Source organism: Microbacterium neimengense, assembly GCF_054782995.1.
Genome location: NZ_BAAGRK010000015.1, coordinates 511,452 through 533,410, shown reverse-complemented (window position 1 = coordinate 533,410; position 21,959 = coordinate 511,452). Strand labels below are relative to the sequence as shown.

At 69.2% G+C, this 21,959-nt stretch carries 22 protein-coding genes; 16 read left to right on the top strand and 6 right to left on the bottom strand.

The window, feature by feature from the left end:
- The first annotated feature begins 6 nt into the window (after positions 1–6).
- The 8 genes from ACYVJS_RS13140 to ACYVJS_RS13105 all read left to right on the top strand — a co-directional run bounded on the left by ACYVJS_RS13140 (position 7) and on the right by ACYVJS_RS13105 (position 6,209).
- Positions 7–642, top strand: a complete 636-nt coding sequence (locus tag ACYVJS_RS13140; protein WP_460740345.1) for an FMN-binding negative transcriptional regulator — start codon at positions 7–9, stop codon at positions 640–642.
- A complete protein-coding gene (locus tag ACYVJS_RS13135; RefSeq protein WP_460740344.1) occupies positions 639–2,132 on the top strand; it encodes an amidohydrolase in 1,494 nt (497 codons plus the stop codon). The genes ACYVJS_RS13140 and ACYVJS_RS13135 overlap by 4 nt, the downstream gene beginning before the upstream one ends.
- A 19-nt stretch (positions 2,133–2,151) precedes the next feature.
- On the top strand, positions 2,152–2,370 hold the full coding sequence (locus ACYVJS_RS13130) for an SCO4848 family membrane protein (protein ID WP_344228312.1): 219 nt from the start codon (positions 2,152–2,154) through the stop codon (positions 2,368–2,370).
- Between the two features lie 17 nt (positions 2,371–2,387).
- The gene (gene trhO / locus ACYVJS_RS13125) at positions 2,388–3,293 is read left to right on the top strand and encodes an oxygen-dependent tRNA uridine(34) hydroxylase TrhO (protein WP_460740343.1); all 906 of its coding nucleotides are present in this window, start codon (positions 2,388–2,390) and stop codon (positions 3,291–3,293) included.
- 25 nt (positions 3,294–3,318) lie between these two features.
- A complete protein-coding gene (locus tag ACYVJS_RS13120) occupies positions 3,319–3,876 on the top strand; it encodes a ribonuclease H family protein (RefSeq protein ID WP_460740342.1) in 558 nt (185 codons plus the stop codon).
- 42 nt (positions 3,877–3,918) lie between these two features.
- A complete protein-coding gene (locus tag ACYVJS_RS13115) occupies positions 3,919–4,524 on the top strand; it encodes a YdeI/OmpD-associated family protein (protein WP_460740341.1) in 606 nt (201 codons plus the stop codon).
- A 9-nt stretch (positions 4,525–4,533) separates the two neighbouring features.
- Entirely contained in the window at positions 4,534–5,583 is a 1,050-nt protein-coding gene (locus ACYVJS_RS13110) for a zinc-dependent alcohol dehydrogenase family protein (protein WP_460740340.1), read from the top strand.
- 65 nt (positions 5,584–5,648) lie between these two features.
- Positions 5,649–6,209, top strand: coding sequence for an NYN domain-containing protein (locus tag ACYVJS_RS13105; protein ID WP_460740822.1), 561 nt, complete (start codon positions 5,649–5,651; stop codon positions 6,207–6,209).
- Between the two features lie 17 nt (positions 6,210–6,226).
- Here ACYVJS_RS13105 and ACYVJS_RS13100 read toward each other — a convergent pair whose 3' ends face one another.
- The gene (locus ACYVJS_RS13100) at positions 6,227–6,667 is read right to left on the bottom strand and encodes a GNAT family N-acetyltransferase (protein ID WP_460740339.1); all 441 of its coding nucleotides are present in this window, start codon (positions 6,665–6,667) and stop codon (positions 6,227–6,229) included.
- Between the two features lie 258 nt (positions 6,668–6,925).
- On the opposite strand from ACYVJS_RS13100, the gene ACYVJS_RS13095 reads away from it, so the two are divergent.
- The 3 genes from ACYVJS_RS13095 (at position 6,926) to lipA (ending at position 12,292) form a co-directional block, all read left to right on the top strand.
- Positions 6,926–10,537, top strand: a complete 3,612-nt coding sequence (locus ACYVJS_RS13095) for a beta-xylosidase family glycoside hydrolase (protein ID WP_460740821.1) — start codon at positions 6,926–6,928, stop codon at positions 10,535–10,537.
- A 124-nt stretch (positions 10,538–10,661) separates the two neighbouring features.
- Positions 10,662–11,300, top strand: coding sequence for a lipoyl(octanoyl) transferase LipB (gene lipB, locus ACYVJS_RS13090; protein ID WP_460740338.1), 639 nt, complete (start codon positions 10,662–10,664; stop codon positions 11,298–11,300).
- Positions 11,297–12,292, top strand: a complete 996-nt coding sequence (lipA, locus tag ACYVJS_RS13085; protein WP_460740337.1) for a lipoyl synthase — start codon at positions 11,297–11,299, stop codon at positions 12,290–12,292. Before lipB ends, lipA begins: the two co-directional genes overlap by 4 nt.
- Positions 12,293–12,310: 18 nt before the next feature.
- On the opposite strand, the gene ACYVJS_RS13080 is transcribed toward lipA, so the two are convergent.
- On the bottom strand, positions 12,311–12,967 hold the full coding sequence (locus ACYVJS_RS13080) for a dihydrofolate reductase family protein (RefSeq protein WP_460740336.1): 657 nt from the start codon (positions 12,965–12,967) through the stop codon (positions 12,311–12,313).
- Between the two features lie 131 nt (positions 12,968–13,098).
- Here ACYVJS_RS13080 and ACYVJS_RS13075 point away from each other — a divergent pair, with 131 nt between their 5' ends.
- Entirely contained in the window at positions 13,099–14,817 is a 1,719-nt protein-coding gene (locus ACYVJS_RS13075) for a hypothetical protein (protein ID WP_460740335.1), read from the top strand.
- A gap of 126 nt (positions 14,818–14,943) precedes the next feature.
- Here ACYVJS_RS13075 and ACYVJS_RS13070 read toward each other — a convergent pair whose 3' ends face one another.
- Positions 14,944–15,975 (bottom strand): LLM class flavin-dependent oxidoreductase, encoded by a 1,032-nt coding sequence (locus tag ACYVJS_RS13070; RefSeq protein ID WP_460740820.1) that lies wholly within the window; start codon positions 15,973–15,975, stop codon positions 14,944–14,946.
- 121 nt (positions 15,976–16,096) lie between these two features.
- Between ACYVJS_RS13070 and ACYVJS_RS13065 the strand changes: the two genes are divergently transcribed.
- Both ACYVJS_RS13065 and ACYVJS_RS13060 read left to right on the top strand, forming a co-directional pair.
- On the top strand, positions 16,097–16,603 hold the full coding sequence (locus ACYVJS_RS13065; RefSeq protein ID WP_460740334.1) for a bifunctional nuclease family protein: 507 nt from the start codon (positions 16,097–16,099) through the stop codon (positions 16,601–16,603).
- Between the two features lie 22 nt (positions 16,604–16,625).
- On the top strand, positions 16,626–17,138 hold the full coding sequence (locus tag ACYVJS_RS13060) for a glycine cleavage system transcriptional repressor (protein WP_460740333.1): 513 nt from the start codon (positions 16,626–16,628) through the stop codon (positions 17,136–17,138).
- Positions 17,139–17,145: 7 nt separating this feature from the next.
- On the opposite strand, the gene ACYVJS_RS13055 is transcribed toward ACYVJS_RS13060, so the two are convergent.
- The gene (locus ACYVJS_RS13055; protein ID WP_460740332.1) at positions 17,146–17,637 is read right to left on the bottom strand and encodes a hypothetical protein; all 492 of its coding nucleotides are present in this window, start codon (positions 17,635–17,637) and stop codon (positions 17,146–17,148) included.
- A 203-nt stretch (positions 17,638–17,840) separates the two neighbouring features.
- Here ACYVJS_RS13055 and ACYVJS_RS13050 point away from each other — a divergent pair, with 203 nt between their 5' ends.
- The gene (locus ACYVJS_RS13050; RefSeq protein ID WP_460740331.1) at positions 17,841–18,728 is read left to right on the top strand and encodes an aldo/keto reductase; all 888 of its coding nucleotides are present in this window, start codon (positions 17,841–17,843) and stop codon (positions 18,726–18,728) included.
- 64 nt (positions 18,729–18,792) lie between these two features.
- Here the strand turns inward: ACYVJS_RS13050 and msrA are convergent, their stop codons facing one another.
- Positions 18,793–19,344 carry a peptide-methionine (S)-S-oxide reductase MsrA gene (gene msrA, locus ACYVJS_RS13045; RefSeq protein WP_460740330.1) on the bottom strand — a complete coding sequence of 184 codons (552 nt, stop codon included), beginning with the start codon at positions 19,342–19,344 and terminating at the stop codon, positions 18,793–18,795.
- A gap of 144 nt (positions 19,345–19,488) precedes the next feature.
- Positions 19,489–20,976: an MATE family efflux transporter gene (locus tag ACYVJS_RS13040; protein WP_460740329.1), complete on the bottom strand. Its 1,488-nt coding sequence runs from the start codon at positions 20,974–20,976 to the stop codon at positions 19,489–19,491.
- Between the two features lie 168 nt (positions 20,977–21,144).
- On the opposite strand from ACYVJS_RS13040, the gene ACYVJS_RS13035 reads away from it, so the two are divergent.
- The gene (locus tag ACYVJS_RS13035; RefSeq protein ID WP_460740328.1) at positions 21,145–21,939 is read left to right on the top strand and encodes an isocitrate lyase/PEP mutase family protein; all 795 of its coding nucleotides are present in this window, start codon (positions 21,145–21,147) and stop codon (positions 21,937–21,939) included.
- The last annotated feature ends 20 nt before the right edge of the window (positions 21,940–21,959 follow it).

Genomic DNA, 21,959 nt, shown 5'->3' with positions numbered 1-21,959 from the left:
GATGCGGTGAGACAGAATCCCAGCTTCGCGATGACCGACGTGGGGGAGATCCGTCGACTCATCGAACACAACCCGTGGGCGACCCTCGTGAGCGCGGGGCCCGACGGTCTCGTCGCGTCGCACTACGCCGTGCTCCTCGATGACACCAGGGACGACCTGAGCATCGTCGCCCACGTCGGCAAGCCCGACGACGCGATCCACGGCCTGGGCGAGCGCGAGCTGATGGTCGTGGTGCAGGGCCCTCACGGCTACGTGTCGCCGGGCTGGTACGGCGATGTGCCGGCGGTTCCCACCTGGAACTTCGTGGCCGCGCACCTGAGCGGCGTCCCCGAGCTGCTCGGCACCGAAGAGAACCTGCGGGTGCTGGATCGTCTCGTCGACCGGTTCGAGTCGCCGATGCCGGCCCCGCGCCGCATGTGGGAACGTCCGAACGACGCAGAATTCGTGCATCGTCTCGAACGGGGCACGGTCGGTTTCCGGCTCACCCCCACCTCGGTCGTGGCCAAGCGGAAGCTGAGCCAGAACCGCCCCGTGGAGGTCGTCGACCACATCGTCGACATCCTGCGTGCGGAAGGCCCGCACTCGAACGCCGCCTTGGCGGACGAGATGGCCCGGGCGCGGCGAGCACGGCCCGAGGCATGAGTCGGCCGCGCATCGACGCCGTCGCGGACGTCCGTATCGCGGGTCCGGGCGCCGAGCTCCTGCCGGGCGCGGAGGTCTACGACATCGTCCTTCACGACGGGCGCATCGCGGACATCGCGCCCGCCGGGGCGCTCCGGCTGGCCGGTGCCGTGCATCGCGCCGAGGGCGCGTATGTCATCCCGGGGCTCTGGGACCATCACGTGCACGTGACGCAATGGGCGTTGGCTGCGCTGCGCGAGCCCCTCGGGGATTCCGTCTCGGCGGCGGATGCGGCGGCCCGGATGGGGCGGGTGGCGCCGGGTGTGGACGGACGGCGGGTCGGCACCGGCTTCCGTGATGCGTTCTGGCCCGACGCGCCGTCGCTCGAGGTCCTCGATGCGGCGACGGGCGGCATCCCGACCTACCTCATCAACGCCGACGTGCACAGTGTGTGGCTCAACTCTGCAGCGCTCGCCCGCGAGGGAGTCTCGTCCGACGACGGGATCCTGCGCGAGGGGCCGGCATTCGAGATGTCGCGGCGTCTCAACGAGCTTCCCGACCGGGCGTCGGATGCGGCGGTCACGGCGATGGCCGACGCCGCGTCAGCGCGCGGCGTCGTCGGCGTGGTGGATCTGGACATGGTGTGGAACGAGTCCTCGTGGCAGCGCCGTCGTGCGGCCGGCTTCGACCTGCTGCGTGTGGAATTCGGCGTCTACCCCGACCTCCTCGATCGAGCCATCGCGGAGGGCCTGCGCAGCGGTGACCCGCTCCGCGGCGACGACGGCGGCCTGATCACGGTCGGAGCACTGAAGGCGATCACCGACGGCTCTCTCGGCACCCGGACCGCGGCGTGCTCGGTCGCCTACGCCGACGCGCCGCATCCGCACGGACTGCTCACGATCCCGCCCGAGGATCTGCGCCAGGTCATGACGCGTGCGACGGCGGCCGGCCTCGACTGCGCGATCCACGCCATCGGAGACGAGGCGATGCGTCATGCCCTCGATGCGTTCGCGGCCACCGACGCACACGGATCCATCGAGCACGCGCAGCTCGTGGCCGTCGCCGACATCCCGCGGATGGCGAGACTCGGCGTCGCGGCCAGCGTGCAGCCGGAGCACGCCCTCGACGACCGCGATCTGACCGACAGCATCTGGGCGACGCAGACGGCGCGTCCGTATCCGCTGCGCTCGCTCTGGGCCGCGGGAATCGACCTTCGCTTCGGATCCGACGCCCCGGTGTCCGCGCTCGACCCCTGGCGCCAGATCGCGGCGGCCGCGTCTCGCACGCGGGACGGGCGAGAGCCGTGGCAACCCGGCGAGACCGTCTCCGTGGACGTCGCTCTCGCTGCCTCCACGCATCGCGGTTCCTCGAACCCCGACACGATCGCCGTCGGCCAGCGCGCGGATCTCGCACTCACCGCGACCGACCCGCGCGCGATGGAGCCGTCCGCCCTGCGCGGGATGGAGGTCGTCGGCACGATCATGGACGGCCGCGTGATCCACCGCGTCTGAGCGCGATTACGCTCGGGGGATGATCGTCCTGCTCGCCGTCCTCCTGCTCGTCAACGCCGTCTACAACGTCGTCGTCTGGCCGCGCTTCTACGGACGTGTCGCGAAGGATGCGCGGGCGCGCGACGCCGCGGGACGCCCGACACGGTTCCTCATCGTCCATGCTGTGCTGATCGGCACCGCTCTCGTCCTGGCCGTCGTGTCGGCGGGCGCCGCCGTGTGGGCTCTCGCGGCGGGCTGAGCGCCTACGCTGTCTCGGTGGCCATCTCGAAGATCCTGCTGTACTACCGGTTCACCCCCATCGCCGACCCCGAAGCCGTTCGCCTGTGGCAGCGTGACCTCTGCGAACTGCTCGGACTGCGCGGCCGCATCCTGATCTCGAAGCACGGCATCAACGGCACGGTCGGCGGTGAGCTCGGCGCGGTGAAGACCTACGCGCGGAAGACGCGACAGCACGAGCCCTTCCGCGGTCTCGACCTGAAGTGGTCGGAGGGAACCGGGCTCGACGACGAGGGCCGGAGCCTGGACTTCCCGAAACTCTCGGTGAAGGTGCGCGACGAGATCGTCACCTTCGGTGCGCCCGACGAGCTGCGCGTCGACACGGACGGCGTGGTGGGCACCGGCACGCACCTGACGCCCGGCGCCGTGCACAAGCTCGTCGAGGAGCGCGGCGAGGATGTGGTGTTCTTCGATGGCCGTAACGGGTTCGAGGCAGAGATCGGCCGGTTCCGCGGGGCGGTCGTCCCGGACGTCTCGACGACGAGGGAGTTCATCGCGGAGCTCGACTCCGGTCGGTACGACCACCTGAAGCAGAAGCCGATCGTCACGTACTGCACCGGCGGCATCCGGTGCGAGGTGCTCTCGAGCCTGATGACGGCACGCGGGTTCCAGGAGGTGTATCAACTCGACGGCGGAATCGTCCGATATGGCGAGACGTTCGGCAACACCGGGCTCTGGGAGGGGTCGCTCTACGTCTTCGACGGACGGCAGGCGATGACGTTCGGCTCCGACGCCGAGCACATCGGGCGCTGCACGGGATGCGGCGCGGCGACGTCGCGCATGATCGACTGCACCGTCGCCGGATGCCCTGATCGCGTGGTGCGCTGCGAAGAGTGCGCGGGCAGCACGGCGTGCGGCCACCATCCGGAGCTCGTGGCGGGCTGAACCGATCGCCTGAGAAGATGGAGGGATGTCCTCCACTGACGCCGCGCCCGCTCGCTACACCGTCGCGACCGACGGCGCCTGCAAGGGCAATCCCGGGCCTGCGGGCTGGGCGTGGGTCGGCGAGGACGGCCAGTGGGCCGCGGGCTCGCTGCCGAGCGGCACGAACAACATCGGCGAGCTGCTGGGTCTGCTCTACGCCATCCGAGACCACTTCCAGGTGCCCGAGCTCATCGTGCAGGCGGACTCGATGTACGCGATCGACACCTACACGAAGTGGATGGACGGGCACGCCCGTCGCGGCTGGGTGACCTCTGCCAAGAAGCCGACCGCCAACCGCGACATCCTCGAACAGCTCATCGAGGTGCGCGACGCGCGGCGTGCGGCGGGGTTTCCCGACGTCGTGCTCGAACACGTCCGTGGACACCGCGGGCATCGCCTCAACAGCTGGGCCGACGAGCGCGCCGTCCGTGCATCTCAGCACGCGGCCAGGGGGGAGGAGCTCGTGTGGACCTCCCTGCGCGGGCTCGACCCACTGGATGTGAGCGTCGACCCGCCGCGCAGCGCGGGCGACCGCGCCCGCTGAGCACCTCTCCCGCATTGCGCTGACGCGCGAGAGGATGGGGACGTGCACACGCCCGAGAATCCGCTGATCGTCGCCGATGCCGCCGCCTGGCGCGTGTGGCTCGACGAACATGAGCACGACGACGAGGGAGTGTGGCTCGTGCTCGCGAAGAAGGGCACGACCGAGCCGACCGCTCTCGGCTACGACGGCGCTCTGGACGAGGCGCTGTGCAGTGGGTGGATCGACGGACAGAAGCGCGGGCGCGACGAGGCGACATTCCTGCAGCGCTACACGCCCAGGCGCCGCGCCTCCTTGTGGTCCCAGCGCAATCTGACACTGGTCGCCGGTCTGATCGAACAGGGGCGGATGCGCCCGCGCGGGCAGGCCGAGATCGACCGCGCGAAAGCGGACGGACGATGGGACCGCGCCTATGCGGGTTCGGCCACGATCGAGGTACCCGACGACCTCCGCGTCGCACTCGCGGCGGAGCCCGCGGCGGCGGCGCTCTTCGAGCGGCTTGACGCGACGAACCGGTACGCAGTGCTGCACCGGGTCGCGACGGCCACGCCGTCGGCGAGAGCGGGACGCATCGCCAGGCTGGTCGCGATGCTCGCCGAGGGGAAGACCCCGCATCCGCTCGGGGAGCCGCGCGACCCCCGGCTCACGTAGGCTCGGATCATGCTCGCAACCGTCATCCACGCCGCCCGTGACATCCGCGTCGAAGAGGTCCCGCGCCCGCAGCTCTCGACCGGGCGCGACGCGATCGTCCGCGTCGTCGCTGCCTGCGTGTGCGGCTCGGATCTGTGGCCTTACCGGGGGGTGACGCCGACGGAGCGTCCTCATCGCATCGGCCACGAGTTCGTCGGAGTCGTGGAGGAGGTCGGCGGCGACGTCGAGAACGTTCGTGTCGGCGACTTCGTCATCGCGCCGTTCTACGTGTGCGACGGCACGTGCGTGAACTGCCGTAACGGCGTGAGCACCTCGTGCCTCAACGGCGGATGGTGGGGCAGCGACGTGCGCGAGGACGGCTTCGCCGACGGTGGCCAGGGCGAGTTCGTACGCGTGCCTCTCGCCGACGGCACCCTCGCCGTCGTTCCAGGCCCCGTCGAGCCCGATGAGATCCCCGGCCTGCTGACGCTGAGTGACGTCATGGGCACGGGGCACCACGCCGCGGTCTCCGCGGGGGTGCGCCCCGGTGACAGTGTGGCCGTCGTCGGCGACGGGGCGGTCGGCCTGTGCGCCGTCATCGCCGCGAAGCGACTGGGCGCCGCCACGATCATCGCAATGTCGCGTCATCCCGAACGACAGGCACTGGCGCGGGAGTTCGGCGCGACGCACATCGTCGCCGAGCGGGGCGAGGAGGGCATCGCGAAGGTGCGCGAGCTCACGGGCGGCATCGGCGCCGACCGCGTCCTCGAGTGCGTCGGCACGAAGGCGTCCATGGATCAGGCGCTGCGCTCGACGCGACCGGGCGGGATGGTCGGGTACGTCGGTGTTCCCAACGGCGGCCCGGAACTGCCCGTGCGCACCATGTTCGGCTCGAATGTGGGTGTCAACGGCGGTGTGGCGCCGGTGCGCGGCTACATCGAGGAGCTGCTGCCAGACGTGCGCTCCGGAGCGATCCGACCGGGCCTGGTCTTCGATCTCGAACTCCCGCTGAGCGAGGCCGCTGAGGCGTACGCCGCGATGGACGAGCGCCGCGCGACGAAGGTCCTGCTGCGTCCGTGAGCCGACGCGTGGTGCGCCCCGCGGGCGAAGGAGTGAGCGAGTCGGTGAGGACGGGAGACGAGAAGATGACACAGGCACAGGCGACGACCTGGCTTCTCGTCGATGGGGAGAACATCGATGCGACGCTGGGCGGATCGATCCTCGGCCGCCGGCCGCAGCCGGATGAGCGTCCACGCTGGGACCGCCTGCTCGCCTTCGTCGAGCGCACCTGGGGCGGGCACGCACGCGGCCTCTTCTTCCTGAACGCCTCCACCAACCTTCCGATGACCTTCGTCCAGGCGCTGACCGCGCTCGGGTTCGAACCGGTGCCGTTGTCGGGCCCCGCGGATGCGAAGGTCGTCGACATCGCCATCCAGCGCACGCTTCGCGCTCTGCACGAACGTGACGACGACGTCGTGCTCGTCAGTCACGACGGCGACTTCGTGGAGGATCTCGCCCCTCTCGCCGACGGCGAGCGGCGGGTCGGAGTGCTCGCGTTCAACGAGTTCCGCAACACGGGCTACGCCGCCTTGGGCGGTGTCACCTTCTTCGACATCGAGTACGACGCTCAGGCATTCGATGCGCCGCTGCCCCGCATCCGCGTCATTCCCATCGACGAGTTCGACCCCACGCAGTTCCTGCGCTGAGCCAAGGCATCGCCGACTCAGAGCGACAGCTGGTAGTGGATGAACCCGCTCCGGGTTGCGACCTGATCGTAGAGGGCCCGTGCGCGGGTGTTGGTCTCTGCGGTCAGCCAGTAGAGCTTGGTGCAGCCCGCATTCTTCGCCCAGTCCTGGACGTGGCCGATGAGTGATCGACCCGCGCCGCTCCCGCGTGCGCCGGGGAAGACGAACAGGTCCTCGAGGTAGCAGTAGTCGCCTCGGGACCAGGTCGCCTGGTGCGTCAACCAGTGCACGAGTCCGACGGCGAGCCCGTCCTGCCAGGCGATCGCGCCGTCGAGCCCGGATGCGGGATCGACGATGCGGTCGAAGGCGTACTGCGTGACGTCGTCGGAGAGTTCCGTCTCGTAGAAGGTCAGGTATCCCTGCCAGAGCTCGAGCCAGACGGCGTGGTCTTCGGTGCGAACGGCGCGGATCTCCAGCATCCGATCAGCCTAGAGCCGACCAGACGGAACGACGCGTTCGTCGGATCGCGTGGTTCTTCCTGATCGACATTTGTCAGAGAGCACCTTGCCCGCCGTCGAGTGTTCTCGCTAACATGCAGGCGTCGCCCACCGGACAACGGTCGTTCGGTCCCGCAGCCTGCAGCGGCGAGGCCTGGGTACGGCGGCTGATCGTGGCGCCCGGACGGTGACTCGATGTGGCGCGATGATGCGCGGAAGAGGAGACATTCAGTGACGATCATGAACCCGAGAAAACGTGCAGGCGGCGTCCTGACCCGAGCGGCAGCACTGACCGCCGCTGTCGCGACCACCGTCTCCGGTGCAGTCGTGGGCACGGCGGCCGCGCGAGCTGCAGATGACGACCCCTGGTCTGGTCAGGGAAAGAGCTTCACATCGACGCAGACCACGCAGAGCACGTTCACGAACGCCATCATCGGATCCGACGTGCCCGACGTCGCCACGATCCGCGTGCCCGCCGGCACCGCGGGTGCCAGCAGGGACACGTACTACATGATCTCGACGACCATGGAGCTCACCCCCGGCGCCCCCATCCTGCGTTCCTACGACCTCGTGAACTGGGAGATCGTCAACTACGTGTACGACGTCATGGAGGTCACCGACACCAACGCGTTGCGCAACGGCTACAGCGCCTACGGTCAGGGGCAGTGGGCGAGCACCCTGCGCTACCACGACGGCACGTTCTACGCCCTGATGAACAGCAACAACAACGGTCACGCGTACCTCTTCACGACCACCGACATCGAGAAGGGGCAGTGGGAGAAGCACAGCTACAACCGCAGCTTCCACGACCCCAACATCTTCTTCGACGGCGACACCCCCTACATCGTCTATGGCAGCTCTTCGATGCAGATCGCCCAGATGAGTCCCGATCTGCACAGCGTGATCAGCGACCGCGTTGCGGCGACCACGGCCACCGCGATCAACAACACCGGTCTGAGCACCTCGGAGGCCATGGGCGGCGGCTGGGAGGGGAACCAGGTCGAGTACATCAACGGGTACTACTACGTCCTCGGCATCGCCTGGGGCAAGTACGGGCGCCAGGCCATCGTGCTGCGGTCCAAGAGCCTGCTCGGCGCGGCAGCGTCCGATCCGTATGAAGTGCGTGTCGCCGTCGGCTCCAACCTCGTCGCGCAGGGCGGATTCATCGGCACGGGCGACTCCACCACGCCGCAGTGGGCGTTGCTCTTCGGTGACGACTACCCGACCGGCCGCGTCCCCGTGCTCGTTCCCGTGACATGGGATGCGGCCGACGAGGAGGCGTGGCCCGTGTTCGGAACCGGCGTCTACGGAAGCTCGCAGGTGCCGCTGCCCGGCGCGCAGCCGATGCCGGTCACCCTGAGCGCGTCGGACCGGCGCAAAGCCGAGTCGGCGAGTGTCGTGACCTCCGATCGCTTCGACAACGATGCCGTGCCTCGAGACTTCGGTAACCCCAACGTGCCGGCGCCTGAGGTCGTTGTGCCGGAGTCCCGCGGCGAGCACATCTCGAACGGGACGATCGAGGGCGGCACGACGGCGTGGCAGTCGCTGGGCGGAACAACACTCGGGCTCGGGTACTCGACGCGCCACCAGGGGTCGATGTCGCTGAAGGTGAATGGTCGCGCGACGGATGCTGCCGGCGCGTCGCAGACGGTGACGACTCTCCAGCGCGGGGCCACGTACGCGGTCTCCGCGTGGGTGCACTATCGCGACGCCGGTGTGGATCCTGCGAACTTCGCACTCACTCTCAGCGACACGACCGGCCACTCCTACGTGATGGCACAGACCAGCGTGCCGAAGGGCTCAGCCTCGGCCGCGACGACCTTCGTGGAGGTTGCCGGCGAGTTCACCATCCCTGCGGAGCTGGATATCGCCAACGCGAAGGTCTCGATCGTGACCGTCGACTCGGCCGTCGTGCCCGATATCTTCTTCGTCGACGACGTCTCGATGGTCGGAGCGCGGGCAGTTCCGGATCACTACACGGCCGAAGAGGGGGCCGACAACGGCTCCCACCTGGCGCTGCCCTGGCAATGGGGGCACAACGCAGACAACAGGTACTGGTCGCTGACCGATCGCGATGGTTGGCTGCGTCTCACGAACGGACGCGTGGTGACCGGCAAGGCGAACAAGCAGTATCAACTGACGTACTTCGAGGAGGCGCGCAACACCCTCTCGCAGCGCACGTTCGCCCCGGCCTCGTCCGCCCAGACCCGGCTCGACTTCGGTGCGCTCAACGATGGCGACGTCTCGGGGCTTGCCGTCTATAACCGGCAGGTCAGCTACATCGGCGTGACCAAGCAGAACGGGCAGTTCACACTGGGCGTCGTCAACCGTCCGGTGCGCGACTACACCGACCAGGAGTCGATCGCGACAGCGGAGGACTTCGTCGCCAGTGTGCCCGTTCCGGCCGGAACGACCACGGTGCTGTTGAAGGCTGACCTGAACATGCGGAAGTCCGGTGCGGACCGCAACACCGTCCGGTTCCTCTACAGCTGGGACGGTGTCACCTGGAATGCGCTCGGGGCAGCTCAGCCGAAGCGGGCCTCGTGGGAGTCCAAGCACTTCAAGGGTCAGCGGTTCGGCCTGTTCAGCTACGCGAAGCAGACGACCGGCGGGCATGCCGACTTCGACTACTTCTACCTCTCCGATGTGCTCAGCGCCGACGGAGTCGCGGTGGACACGAGCGACCTCGACTGGCTCATCCGGGAGGCGTCCGGTTTGGACCGGCGCGACTACACCGATGCATCATGGGCGAGCGTGGCGGCAGCTCTCACGTGGGCGAAGTCCGTCGCGGGCCCGACGACGCAGAACGAAGTCGATGCTCCGGCGCAGGCCCTGAATCGCGCGGTCGCCGCCCTCGAGGAGCTGCCCGCGGTGACCCCCGTCGTCTCGGCGGATGTGAGCTCGGCCGCCGCTCAGATCTCCGGGTGGTACCCGGCCGCGGTATCCGTCGCCCTGGCACTCAACGAGCGGGCGAAGGCCGACATCCAGTACCGGATCGATGACGGCGGCTGGACGGAGTACCAGGACGAAATCGTGGTCTCCGACTCCGGAACCCACACCGTCGACTACCGCGCCAGCGTGGGCGGCGAGCCGGTCGTGGAATCGGGCGGCGTCGCATCGTTCTCCATCGACGTCGACGCTCCCGTGACCACGGCGACCGTGGACGCCGTGGCGCGCACCGTGCGCCTGACCGCGGTCGACACGCACGCCGGAGTCGATCGGATCGAGTACCGGATCGGCGAATCCGGGCAGTGGTCGCGTCTGGACGACGTGGTCACCGTCGGCGACGAGGCGAGCGTCGTCGGCTATCGCGCGGTGGACGTCGTCGGCAACGTCGAGACTCTGCGGACGGTCGCCGTCCCCGCCGTGTCGGGGCCATCGCCGACTCCCACGCCGGGAACGACCGCGCCGGCGGGCGTCATCGCGCCTTCTGCCGACGACCTGACCGCGCAGCGACAGGGCGCGGTGAGTGGCCCCGCCACGGTCCGACGGGGCGAGGCGCTGACGTTGACGCTCGGAGATGCTCAGCCGGGTATCGAGGTTCATGTGTGGCTGTTCTCGACGCCGACCCACCTCGGGAAGGCGACGGTGGCCGCGGCGAGGACCGTCACCGTGACGGTGCCTGCGACAACGAGCCTGGGAACGCACCGCGTGGCTGTCGCCGGCGCTGACGGATCCGTCATCGGATGGATGCCCGTCACGGTGACAGCGACGGACGGCGCACTCGCCACGACCGGCCGGGATGCTGCGGGAGTCGTGGTGACACTGCTCAGTGCCGCAGGCCTTCTCGCGCTCGGCGGTCTTCTGGTGTGGCGTCGCCGCAGGACGGGACGCGCGACTCCGACTTCGTAGCGGCTCGCGCTCCGCGCGTCGCGAACGATCTCACCGGGTTGTAGGCAAGGGGACGTCGTCCTGAGAGGCGGCGCCCCCTTGCCTTCCGGCTATTGTTGGACCGAGACCAACAAGGGAGTGAAGAATGCTCGACATCGTGACGGTGGGTTTCTCGCCAGCGCTCGTGCCCTACGGGCGCGCGTGGGCGCTGCAGAGGCGCCTGCACGCCGAGGTCGCGGCGGGCGTACGAGGGGACACCCTGCTGCTGCTCGAACATCAGGCCGTGTACACCGCAGGGACGCGCACGGAGCCGGCCGAGCGACCGGTCGACGGTACCCCGGTTCTCGACGTCGATCGCGGCGGCCGCATCACCTGGCATGGGCCGGGCCAGCTCGTGGGCTATCCGATCGTGCGTCTTCCGGATCCGATCGATGTCGTGGCGCACGTGCGCCGGCTCGAGCGTGTGCTGATCGCAGCTGTCGCCGAGCACGGCGTCGATGCGCACCAGGTGCCGGGCCGCAGCGGCGTCTGGGTCGAGGGCGCTGCAGGAGCGGACAAGGTGGCGGCGATCGGTGTGCGCGTCGAGCGAGGTGTCACCATGCACGGCTTCTCCGTCAACTGCGACAACTCGCTCGCACCGTTTCGCCGCATCGTCCCCTGCGGGATCACGGATGCCGGTGTCACGACCCTCAGCGACGCCGCCGGTGGCCGGATCTCGCCGCAGGAGTTCGCTGAGACCGTCTCCCATCAGTTCCGGCTCGAGTATGCGGGGGCGACGGCGTGAGCGCACCGGAGGGACGGCGGCTGCTCCGGCTGGAGGTCCGCAACGCCCAGACGCCCATCGAGCGCAAGCCCGAGTGGATCAAGACGAAGGCGCGCACCGGGCCCGAGTACTCGGCGCTGCGCGAGCTCGTGCGGACGGAAGACCTCCACACCGTCTGCCAGGAGGCCGGCTGTCCCAACATCTACGAGTGCTGGGAGGACCGCGAGGCGACGTTCCTCATCGGGGGCGCCCAGTGCACCAGGCGCTGCGACTTCTGCCAGATCGACACCGGCAAGCCCGCCGACTACGACACCGACGAACCGCGCCGAGTCGCCGAGAGTGTCCGACGGATGCGGCTGCGATATGCGACGGTCACGGGCGTCGCCCGCGACGACCTGCCGGATGAGGGCGCATGGCTTCACGCGGAGACCGTCCGCCGCATCCACGCCGAGAACCCGGGAACCGGGGTCGAGATCCTGGCCACCGACTTCTCGGGAGATCCGGATCTGCTGGACGAGGTCTTCTCCTCGCGTCCCGAGGTCTTCGCGCACAACGTGGAGACCGTCCCGAGACTGTTCGCCCGCATCCGCCCGGCTTTCCGCTACGAGCGCTCCCTGGGGGTTCTCACGAGGGCGCGGGCAGCGGGGTTGATCACGAAATCGAACCTCATCCTCGGCATGGGAGAGGAGCCCGACGAGGTGCTCCAAGCGCTGCGCGATCTCCGCGAGGCGGGCACCGACATCGTCACCATCACGCAGTATCTCCGACCGACGCCGCGTCACCTGCCGGTCGCGCGGTGGCTGAAACCGGACGAGTTCGTCGCGATCCGGGAGGAGGCGGAGCGGATGGGCTTCCTCGGCGTGCTCGCGGGCCCCCTGGTGCGTTCGTCGTACCGTGCCGGACGCTTGTGGGCCCAGTCGATGCGCGCCCACGGCCGCCGGATCCCGACGGAACTCGCACACCTGGTCGAGAGTATCGACGCCGAGGGGGAGGGCTTCGCTCAAGCCGTATAGGCGATACTCCCGACGGACTCAGGCGCGCGAGCGACGTCGGAAGGTCAGGTGCATCACTCCGTTCGGCGCGGCCTCGCTGATCGCCTCGTACTCCGCCTCCCAGCCGCGCAGATCGTCCCAGAGGCGGATGCCGCTACCGAGGATGATGGGCGAGATGCCCACGTGCAGGTCGTCGACGAGTCCTTCGCCGAGGAACGCCCGCGCCGTGCTCGCGCCGCCGCCGATCCGCACGTCCCCACCGCCCGCCGCGTCGATCGCCCGAGCGAGGACGGCTGCCGGCGATCCCTGGACGAAGTGGAACACCGTGCCGTTCGCCATCTCGATCGTCGGTCGCTCGCGGTGCGTGAGAACGAACACGGGAACCTCGAAGGGAGGCTCGTCCTCCCACCAACCGCGCCAGTCGGGGTCGTCGCCGTGCAGGTGCAGGCCGAACATCCCGGCACCCATGATCTCGGCGCCCACGCCCTCGAAGTAGCGTGCGGCGTACGCGTCGTCCACGCCCGCCGTTCCCGATCCGGTCTCATCGTGGAGCACGCGGCGGCGGAAGGTGCGTGTGGCGACGTACGCGGCGGTCAGTCGCCCCCAGTCGTCGCCGAACGGGTTCTCCGGTGTCTGGTCGGTCGTGGTGGCGAAGCCGTCCAGCGAGATGTTGAGGTCGAGGCGCACGCGGGTCACACTCGAGGATCCGGCCGAACGGAGCGGGTGTCAACATCCGGCGCGGCGAAGGGATGCGGGTGCGCTTGCCGGTGGAGCGGATGCGGGGCACGATGATTCCGGCGAGGCGCGAGCGCCAGAGGGAGTGCAGCATGGTGCGTCGGGTGCGTGGCAGTTTCCGACGCGCCGCCCGGACCTGCGCGGATGCGGTCTCCGGCGGCGCCTTTCTGACGCGTTGGAGCGCGCTCTTGTCCTTCGTCGTCGCCAGCACGGTCAGCGTGCCCACGGTCGGCGATGCGACGCTCGAGGGCTACGCGGCGGCGGTGCTGGTCGGTGCGCTCGGCTGGATCGTTCTCTCGATCATCGTGTTGCCGGCGGCAGCGGCCGAACGGCGGCTGACGGCGCCTTACGCGCGCGCGATCGTGGTGCTGGGGGCGCTTGTTGCTGCGGCGGTCGTGCGCGCCCCCGTCAACAACGCCGTGAGTCTGCTGTTGTGGGACACGCCCACGACGGGTGCGTGGGGTCCGCGAACGCTCACCAACCTCGTCACGACCCTCGTGGTGTTCGGCGTCGTCGGCGTCGGGACCACGCAGTTCGCGCGACGCCGACTCGTCGCTCAGCGGTTGGCTGATGCTCTGGAGCTCATGCGTGCGCGCCTGGATCGCGCCCAGGAGCGTGTGACGCAGACCCGCGAGATCCTGGCGCAGACGGTGATCGACCTGCGCGCGGGTCGGGACGCGATGCTGAGCGGTGACGTGGACTTCGACACCGTGCGGGCGTACGCCGCGAAGGTGCGCGAGCGGAGCCACCGGTTGGCCGAGCTTGCGGACGACGGGGGTCTTCCCGCGGACCCGCCCGCGCCCGGGAGAACGGCTGCCGCCGCGGGTGGGTCACCGCTCGTGCTGATTCCGACGCCGTGGCTCGTCGTCGCTCTCGTCTACAACATCGCCTCTCTGCCCTTCGCGTTCACTGCCGGGCCGCCCGCGCTCGTCGGGCTCGGCTACCTCGGCGTGTGTCTGCTCGATGTCGCCGCGGGAGCAGCGACCCGTCTTCCTCGCCTTCGCGGGTCGACGCCCGGCTCCGTGCGGCCGGTCGCGTTCATCGGGGCATGGCTGCTGGCCGGAGTCGGCGTGGCCGCTCTGACCTTCGCGCTACTGCCGGATCTGAGGATGCTCAGCGTCGTCGGCGTCGTGGCGATCCCCGCGGCGGCAGTGGCGCTGTCGCTGTGCGTGGATGCGGTGCGTAGAGTGCGCTCCGCCGAGCACCGTGCCGCGCGTGTACTGGCGCGCGTGGCGCAGCGCGTCGCAGCGCGGAGGGCGCAGGCCAGTGAGCAGCTCGTTCGCGCGTCGGGGCTGCTCCACGGCCGGGTGCAGGGACGGTGCGTGATCCTCGCCGCGCAGGCGGAGGACGAACCACCGACACCGGAGGACCTCGCGGTGTTCCGCGACCAGACAGAGGAGGCCTTCGATGCCATCCTCGAAGCACCTCCGGATGCGGACGGCGCACCCGCGCCGGGCTTCGCCGGATCTGTCGAGGCTCTCCTGTCCGCCTGGAGCGGTGTCGTCACGACGACGCTCCAGGTCGACGCGGGTGCGCGTCTCGCCCTGACCGATCCCCGGACGGCCGCGCGCGCCGTGGAAGCGGTCAATGAAGCCTTGGTCAACGCTGTGAAGCACTCAGCAGCGCGTGTCGCCGCCGTCGCGATCGCCGTGATGGCCGACGGTCGAGTGCGTGTTCGCGTCTCGTCGCCGGGCGCCCTCGCCGCTGGCCCAGGGCGTTCGACGGGGCTGGGCACGAGAGGCGCGAGCGTGGCGATCAGTCAGCAGGGCGAAGACGTCGTCCTTGACTCCGTCCTGCCCGCCGCCGGCTGACGGAGCGAACGCCCCGCTGTCTCCCGCCGCGTGAACATTCCTTTAGCCGAGTGAGCATTCGATGGAATGCTCACTCGGCTAAAGGACGCTCGCTCGACGATTGCTCAGACGCGGTAGCGGGCGCCCTCAGGCCGAGACCGGGGCCTTCCAGCCGAGGGCCGGCGCGACGTACTTCGCAAACGACTCGACGACGCGCAGGTTGAACTCCACGCCCAGCTGGCTGGGGATGGTGAGCATGAGCGTGTCGGCGGACTGGATGGCCGCATCCTGCAGCAACTGCTCGACCAGCACGTCGGGTTCGGCGGCGTAGGTCTTGCCGAACGTCGAGCGCATGCCGTCGATGATGCCGATCTGATCCCCGCCCTGCGAACCGCCGAAGTGCATGGCGTCCTCCGCCGTCGTGATCGGGAAGATGCTGCGACTGACCGAGACGCGGGGCGTGCCCGCGTGACCGGCTTCGCGCCACGCCGCGCGGAACGCGTCGATCTGCTGCGCCTGCAGAAGATCGAAGGGCGTGCCGTCTGCCTCGGTGAGCAGCGTCGAGGACATGAGGTTCACACCGACGCGTCCGGCCCATTCAGCGGTGTCGCGGCTGCCGGCCCCCCACCACACCCGCGAGCGGAGGCCGGGGGACTGTGGTTCGATCGCCTGCATCCCGGTTCCGCCGCCGAAGGGGCTGTTCGCGTCGCGCTCGGCGAGCGGCTCGCCGTCGATCGCGCGCAGGAACAGATCGAAACGCCGACGCGCGATGTCGGCACCCCGGGGGTCCTCAGAACCCGTGTAGCCGAAGGTCTCGTAGCCGCGCACCACCGACTCGGGTGACCCGCGGCTGACGCCCAGCGCGAGCCTGCCGTCGCTGATCAGGTCGACCGCGGCCGCTTCCTCGGCCAGGGAGAGGGGGTTCTCATAGCGCATATCGATCACGCCGGTCCCCATCTCGATACGCGAGGTCCGCGCGGCGATCGCGGCGAGAAGCGGCATGGGTGAGGCCTGCTGGCGCGCGAAGTGGTGGACCCGGAAGTAGATGCCGTCGACGCCGAGCTCGTCCATGCCCACGGCGAGGTCGATCGCCTGGAGCATCGAGTCGCGCGCCGTGAGGATGCGGCCGCCGCCGAGAGGGCCGTAGTGCCCGAAGGACAGTGTTCCGAAGCGTTCCATATCGACGACAACCATACGAAGGCAGGAAGCATTCCGATGAATCGATCTTCGTCCTTCGCGTCGGCCCTCGCCCTCCGCGGCCGTGCGTAGCATGGCAGCACATTGACGACCGGGAGGTGCCATGGTTCGCGTCCGCATCCTGGGGGTGGCTCTGGATCCGGCGCAGGAGCATGTGATCCTGTTGAAGCCGGTTGTCCGCCCGTGGGACCGGATCCTTCCGGTGTGGATCGGTGCCCAAGAAGCGACTGCGATCCTCGTCGCCGTGCAGGGTGCCCCGTCACCGCGCCCGCTGGCCCACGAGCTGATGCTCTCGATCGTGGACGAGTTGTCCGCGCGCGTCGAGCGGGTCGAGGTGACACGCGTCGACGACGGCACGTTCTATGCCGCGGTGACCCTCGACACCCCGCTGGGTGCTCGCGTGGTGGATGCGCGGCCGTCGGACGCCATCGCACTGGCGTCCCGTGCGGACGCACCGATCTTCGTCGCGGACGAGGTCCTCGCGGTGGCAGGCATTCCGGACACCGTCTCGGAGCAGTCGGATGAGGTTTCGGTGCGGGACGAGGAGTCGCGCATCGCCGAGTTCCGCAGCTTCCTGGACGAGGTGGAGCCGGAGGATTTCGAGGACTGAGCGCGGTGGCTACGCTGGCGCCATGACAACCCTTGTGCTCACCGTCGTCGGCGTCGACCGTGCGGGCATCGTGTCCGCGGTCGCCGAAGTGATCAGCGCGCACGGCGGCAACTGGGAGAACAGCGAGCTCGCGGAGCTGGCAGGCACCTTCGCCGGGGTCATCCAGGTCGACGTCGCACCGTCCCGTGCCGATGAGCTGCGGGACGCGTTGAGCGTCCTGGAGGGGTTGGCAAGCATCGTGGTCGTCACACCCGGGCGCTCCCTGGTGCCGCGGAGCGAACTCGCCGTCCGCGTGATGGGCAACGACCGCGTCGGGATCGTCCGCGAGGTGACGAGCGCGCTGGGTGCGCGCGGCGTCAACGTCGTCCGTATGACGACGCAGACGCAGGATGCGGCGATGTCGGGCGGGCGGCTGTTCCAGGCGGAGATCGTGGCCGCGGTCCCTGCGGAGACTCCTGCGACGGACATCGTGGCGGCGCTCGAGTCGATCGCTGCGGACATCCAGGTGGAGGCGACCGTCATTCAGAGAGGATGAAGCTCGGTCAGTCGCCCTGAAGGATCTCGGTCGACCCGTCGGGAGCGACAACGCCGGATGTCGGCTCCTCCGGTGCCTCGTCGGACGGATCCGGGGTCGGTGTCGTCGTCGGTTCGGGCGACGGTGTGGGCTCGTCCGTCGGCGACGGGGTCGGCTCGGGAGTCGGCGCGGGTGTTGCCGGCGGCGCTGGGGCGGGGGCCGGCGCCGGCTGCGGAACACGCCCGACGGCCGGAGGGGTGTCCCGATCGCGGCGGGACGACGGAGGAACGGTCTCGTCGTGGGTGGGGGGTTCCGCGATCGGTGTCGGCTCCGTGCCGATCGCCGCTTCCAAGGATGCGGGAGCGTTCAACGCGATCGGGGGGAGTGCACGATCAGTGCTGGCCGCGCGCGGCGAGGTCGCGGCGTCGACACCGGTGAGAGCGAAAACGCTCAGGCACGAGAGCACGAGCGCACCCGCCGACGCGACCATCGCGGTCACGAGCGGACGGGGCGCGGGCATAGGAGACTTCCTTCGGTAGATCTACCGGCGTTCGGGTTCTTCCATCATTCTCCGGACGTCCCGGGACGTCAACGCGAGCGGGCGCCACGATGAGCGCGGTGACGTCAGGATGGCCCGGTCATCGATGCAAAACACCGCTGCTGCACATCTTTCGATCCCGCAAGCCCGGCCCGCATGTCGCGCCCGCTTCGTAGGCTGGACGCATGGCAGAACATCACGCAGATCACCGCGCCGACGCGAAGCGAGCGAATGCGGGGCGCATCCCCTCGGTCTCTCTCAACTCTGGTTACGACATCCCGCAGCTCGGGTACGGCGTCTTCAAGGTCGACCCCGCTCAGACGGAGAGATTCGTCTCCGACGCCCTCGAACTCGGATACCGACACATCGACACCGCAGCGATCTACGGCAATGAGGAAGGGGTTGGGCGCGCGATCGCGGCCAGCGGGATTCCGCGCGACGAACTGTTCATCACGACGAAGCTGTGGAACGACCGGCAGGCCGGATCGCAGCCGAAGCAGGCCCTCGAGGAGAGTCTGACCAAGCTGGGACTCGATCACGTCGACCTCTACCTCGTGCACTGGCCGGCCCCGGCCAACGACAACTACGTGCATGCCTGGGAGCAGCTCGTCTCGTTCAACGAAGCCGGACTCGCCCGTTCCATCGGCGTCTCCAATCACCTCGTCGAGCACCTCGAACGCCTCGTGGCGGCGACGGGCAAGGTTCCCGCCGTCAATCAGATCGAGCTGCACCCCGCGTACCAGCAGCGTGAGGTGGTCGCCTGGGCGAAGGACAACGGCGTGCACATCGAAGCATGGGGACCGCTGGGTCAGGGCAAGTACGACCTGTTCGGCACCCCCGCGATCCACGATGCTGCGACCTCTCACGGCAAGACACCCGCTCAGGTTGTCCTGCGCTGGCATCTGCAGGTCGGCAACATCGTGTTCCCGAAGACGGTCAACCGGGATCGGATGGCGGAGAACCTCGACCTGTTCGACTTCGAGCTCTCCGACGACGAGGTCGCCGCGATCACAGCACTCGACCCGGGTGACGGATCCGGCCGTGTCGGCACCCACCCGAACGATCTGAACTGACGCATGCTGGCAGGTGAGTGATGCAGCGGATGCGGCGGGCGTGTGCTCGCCGCATCCGCCTGCATCAGGCCTGCGTCGTGGCGCTCTCGCGACGCGGCAGCACCCAACCCTGCCGAGGGAAGTGGCAGGTGTAGCCGTTGGGGATCCGCTGGAGGTAATCCTGATGCTCGGGCTCCGCCTCCCAGAACGGACCCGCCGACTCGATCGTCGTCACGGCCTTGCCCGGCCACAGGCCCGAGGCGTTCACGTCCGCGATGGTGTTGCGGGCCTCCTGCTCCTGCTGCTCGGTGAGCGGGAAGATGGCCGAACGATAGCTCGTGCCGATGTCGTTGCCTTGGCGGTTCAGGGTCGACGGGTCATGGATCTGGAAGAAGAACGCGAGGATGTCGCGATAGGTCGTCTTGGTGGGGTCGAAGACGATCTCGACGGCCTCCGCGTGACCGGGATGGTTGCGGTAGGTCGCGTGATCGTTCTGCCCACCGGTGTAGCCCACGCGGGTGTCGAGGACGCCGGGCTGACGACGGATGAGGTCCTCCATGCCCCAGAAGCACCCGCCCGCGAGCACGGCGGTCTCGGTACCGGGGATCTGCGTGATGGTTCCGTTGTCGGTGGTCATGCTGACTACTCCTTGTCGGACGGATCGTCGCCGCGTGATGGCTTTCACGAGTGTAGATCCGCCGGTCTGCGATGCGGCCGGACGGCGGCATCGATGGGTGCAACAACGCATCTCGCACTTTTGGTCCCGCGCCGCCGATCCGCCTCAGCGGCGGCGTGAGCGCAGCAGTCGTCCGCGCGGGCGGGTCGGGACGATGGGGATGGGGCGGGTGACGATCGCGTCGACGACCATGGATCCGCTCGTCGGTCCGACGACCGGGATGGGCGTGGTCTCGGGGGAGACGTGGTCCACCCGGGAGATGGGATCGTGGGCGAGGCGGCGGTGGGCGCGCACGTACGCCGGGATCAGGACCACCACGGCTCCCAGCCACGCGAGCGGATTGCTGAAGGCGACCCCGGCGAACCCGAAGGCGGCGCCGAGCGCGATCGCGGCGCCCACGCGCATCACGAGCTCGATGACCCCCGTGACGGTCGGGATGACGGTGTGACTCAGGCCCTGGAGCGCACCGCGGAGGACGAAGAGGATTCCGAGGAACGTGTAACTGGCGCCGTTGATGACGAGGTTGAGCGCGGCGAGATCGACGACCTGCGGTGCGGTGTCTCCCACGAACAGGCGCACGATGGGCGCCCCGAAGACGATGAGCAGTCCGCCGAGGGCGACGGCGCCGGCGATGGCGAGCCAGGATGCCTGGCGCACGCCTGCGCGGATGCGGTCGGGGCGACCGCCGCCGAAGTTCTGCGCGACGAACATGGATACCGCCAGGCCGAGAGACTGCAGCAGAGCCACGGCCAGTCCGTCGACGCGTGCCGCGGCGGTGTAGGCGGCGACGGCATCCGCGCCGAGCTCGTTCAGACGCACCTGCACCGCCAGTGTTCCGATGGCGATGATGGATGCCTGGAACCCCATGGGCAGGCCGAGCCGAAGATGCAGGGCGATGTCCGCGCGGGTGACTCTCCAGTCGGGGCGGGTCAGATGCAGGATCGGCACGCGCCGGCGCACGTACGCGAGGCACAGCAGCACCGACACAGCCTGCGAGACGACCGTCGCCACCGCCGCTCCGGCGACCCCCCACCCGAGAGGGCCGACCGTGAGCACGACGAGCCCTGCATTCAGGAGGCACGCGACCGTGAGGAAGACGAGCGGGGTTCGTGCGTCGCCGATGGCCCGGATGGTGGCCGCGAGATAGTTGAAGAACATGGTGGCCGCAGCACCGAGGAAGCTGACCTGGGCGAAGACGGTCGCGTTGTCCAGCAGCTCAGGAGGAGTCTGCAGCAGCTGGAGCAGAGGACGCGACACGAGGGGCGCGCAGACGGTGAGGACGGCACTGGTCGCGGCCGTCAGCACGGTGCCGGTGGCGACCGATCGCCGGACGGCCGCATGGTCACCCGCACCGAACGCCTGTGCGGTGGGAATGGCGAAGCCCGAGGTCAGACCCCACGCGAACCCGATGAGCAGGAACAGCAGACTGCCCGTCGCGCCCACGGCGGCGAGCGCGTCCACACCCAACTGGCGTCCGACGACGATCGCGTCGACCACCTGATACAGCTGTTGCACGACGTTGCCGACGAGGAGGGGAACGGAGAAGAGGAGGATGACGCGCCAGGGGCTGCCCGTGGTCAGTGAGGTGGACATGCGAAAGCTCTCGAGATCGTGCGGAGAAGACGGCGGTTCGACGACCGCGTCCTTCAGGATATCGAATCGATTCGACCACGCGCCAGTGGTTCCGCCTGTCGGATGCGCCGGGAATGGCGTTCGGATGCGATCCGCGTCGCCGGGACACACGTGCTCTAGCGTGAGGGCATGACCTCCCGTACTTCGTCACTGACCATCTCCGAGCGCGCGACGCGACTGCGCGAGTTGCACGCGGCATCCGAGATCCTGCGCGTCGTGAACGTGTGGGACGTCGTTTCGGCACGCGCCGTCCTCGCCCTGCCCGAGACACGCGCGATCGCCACGGCGGGTCATTCCATCGCGGCGAGCTTCGGGTACGACGACGGCACCATCCCGCTGGAGACGACACTCGACATGGTCTCGCGCATCGTCCGCGTGGCCGGCGACGTGCCCGTCTCCGCCGATCTCGATGACGGGTACGAGGACCCGGGAGACACCGTCCGTCGCGCCATCGGCGTGGGTGTCGTGGGGGCCAACGTCGAGGACAGGCTGCGCCCACTTGACGAGGCCGTCGCGCGCATCGCCGCGATCACGGCTGCCGCGGATGCGGAAGGGGTGCCGTTTGCCCTCAACGCACGGACCGATGCGTTCGTGCGGGCGGGCGGACGCCCGGTCGAGGAGTCCATCGCCGACGCGATCGAGCGGGGCCGCGCCTACCTCGACGCCGGCGCCGATGTGGTCTTCGTCCCCGGCATCCTGGACGCCGTCGTCGCCCGCCGCCTCGTCGAAGGGATCGGCGAGTGCAAGGTGAGCGTCATCGGGCTTCCGGGGGCGCTGACCGCCGCGGAGTACGAAGCGCTCGGCGTCGCGCGCATCTCCTACGGACCCACCACCCAGCGTGTCGCGCTCACCGCGTTGCAGGATGTGGCAAAGGAGCTGTACGCCGACGGCTCCATCCCCGGTTCGACCCGCGCACTGAACTGAGTAGCGACCCGATCGGCGAC

Coding starts and splice junctions, on each gene's coding strand:
- ACYVJS_RS13135 (WP_460740344.1), top strand. CDS start 639: ATGAGTCGGCCGCGCATCGACGCCGTCGCGGACGTCCGTATCGCGGGT.
- ACYVJS_RS13130 (WP_344228312.1), top strand. CDS start 2,152: ATGATCGTCCTGCTCGCCGTCCTCCTGCTCGTCAACGCCGTCTACAAC.
- ACYVJS_RS13120 (WP_460740342.1), top strand. CDS start 3,319: ATGTCCTCCACTGACGCCGCGCCCGCTCGCTACACCGTCGCGACCGAC.
- ACYVJS_RS13110 (WP_460740340.1), top strand. CDS start 4,534: ATGCTCGCAACCGTCATCCACGCCGCCCGTGACATCCGCGTCGAAGAG.
- ACYVJS_RS13105 (WP_460740822.1), top strand. CDS start 5,649: ATGACACAGGCACAGGCGACGACCTGGCTTCTCGTCGATGGGGAGAAC.
- ACYVJS_RS13100 (WP_460740339.1), bottom strand. CDS start 6,667: ATGCTGGAGATCCGCGCCGTTCGCACCGAAGACCACGCCGTCTGGCTC.
- ACYVJS_RS13095 (WP_460740821.1), top strand. CDS start 6,926: ATGAACCCGAGAAAACGTGCAGGCGGCGTCCTGACCCGAGCGGCAGCA.
- lipB (WP_460740338.1), top strand. CDS start 10,662: ATGCTCGACATCGTGACGGTGGGTTTCTCGCCAGCGCTCGTGCCCTAC.
- ACYVJS_RS13075 (WP_460740335.1), top strand. CDS start 13,099: ATGGTGCGTCGGGTGCGTGGCAGTTTCCGACGCGCCGCCCGGACCTGC.
- ACYVJS_RS13070 (WP_460740820.1), bottom strand. CDS start 15,975: ATGGAACGCTTCGGAACACTGTCCTTCGGGCACTACGGCCCTCTCGGC.
- ACYVJS_RS13065 (WP_460740334.1), top strand. CDS start 16,097: ATGGTTCGCGTCCGCATCCTGGGGGTGGCTCTGGATCCGGCGCAGGAG.
- ACYVJS_RS13060 (WP_460740333.1), top strand. CDS start 16,626: ATGACAACCCTTGTGCTCACCGTCGTCGGCGTCGACCGTGCGGGCATC.
- ACYVJS_RS13055 (WP_460740332.1), bottom strand. CDS start 17,637: ATGCCCGCGCCCCGTCCGCTCGTGACCGCGATGGTCGCGTCGGCGGGT.
- ACYVJS_RS13050 (WP_460740331.1), top strand. CDS start 17,841: ATGGCAGAACATCACGCAGATCACCGCGCCGACGCGAAGCGAGCGAAT.
- msrA (WP_460740330.1), bottom strand. CDS start 19,344: ATGACCACCGACAACGGAACCATCACGCAGATCCCCGGTACCGAGACC.
- ACYVJS_RS13040 (WP_460740329.1), bottom strand. CDS start 20,976: ATGTCCACCTCACTGACCACGGGCAGCCCCTGGCGCGTCATCCTCCTC.
- ACYVJS_RS13035 (WP_460740328.1), top strand. CDS start 21,145: ATGACCTCCCGTACTTCGTCACTGACCATCTCCGAGCGCGCGACGCGA.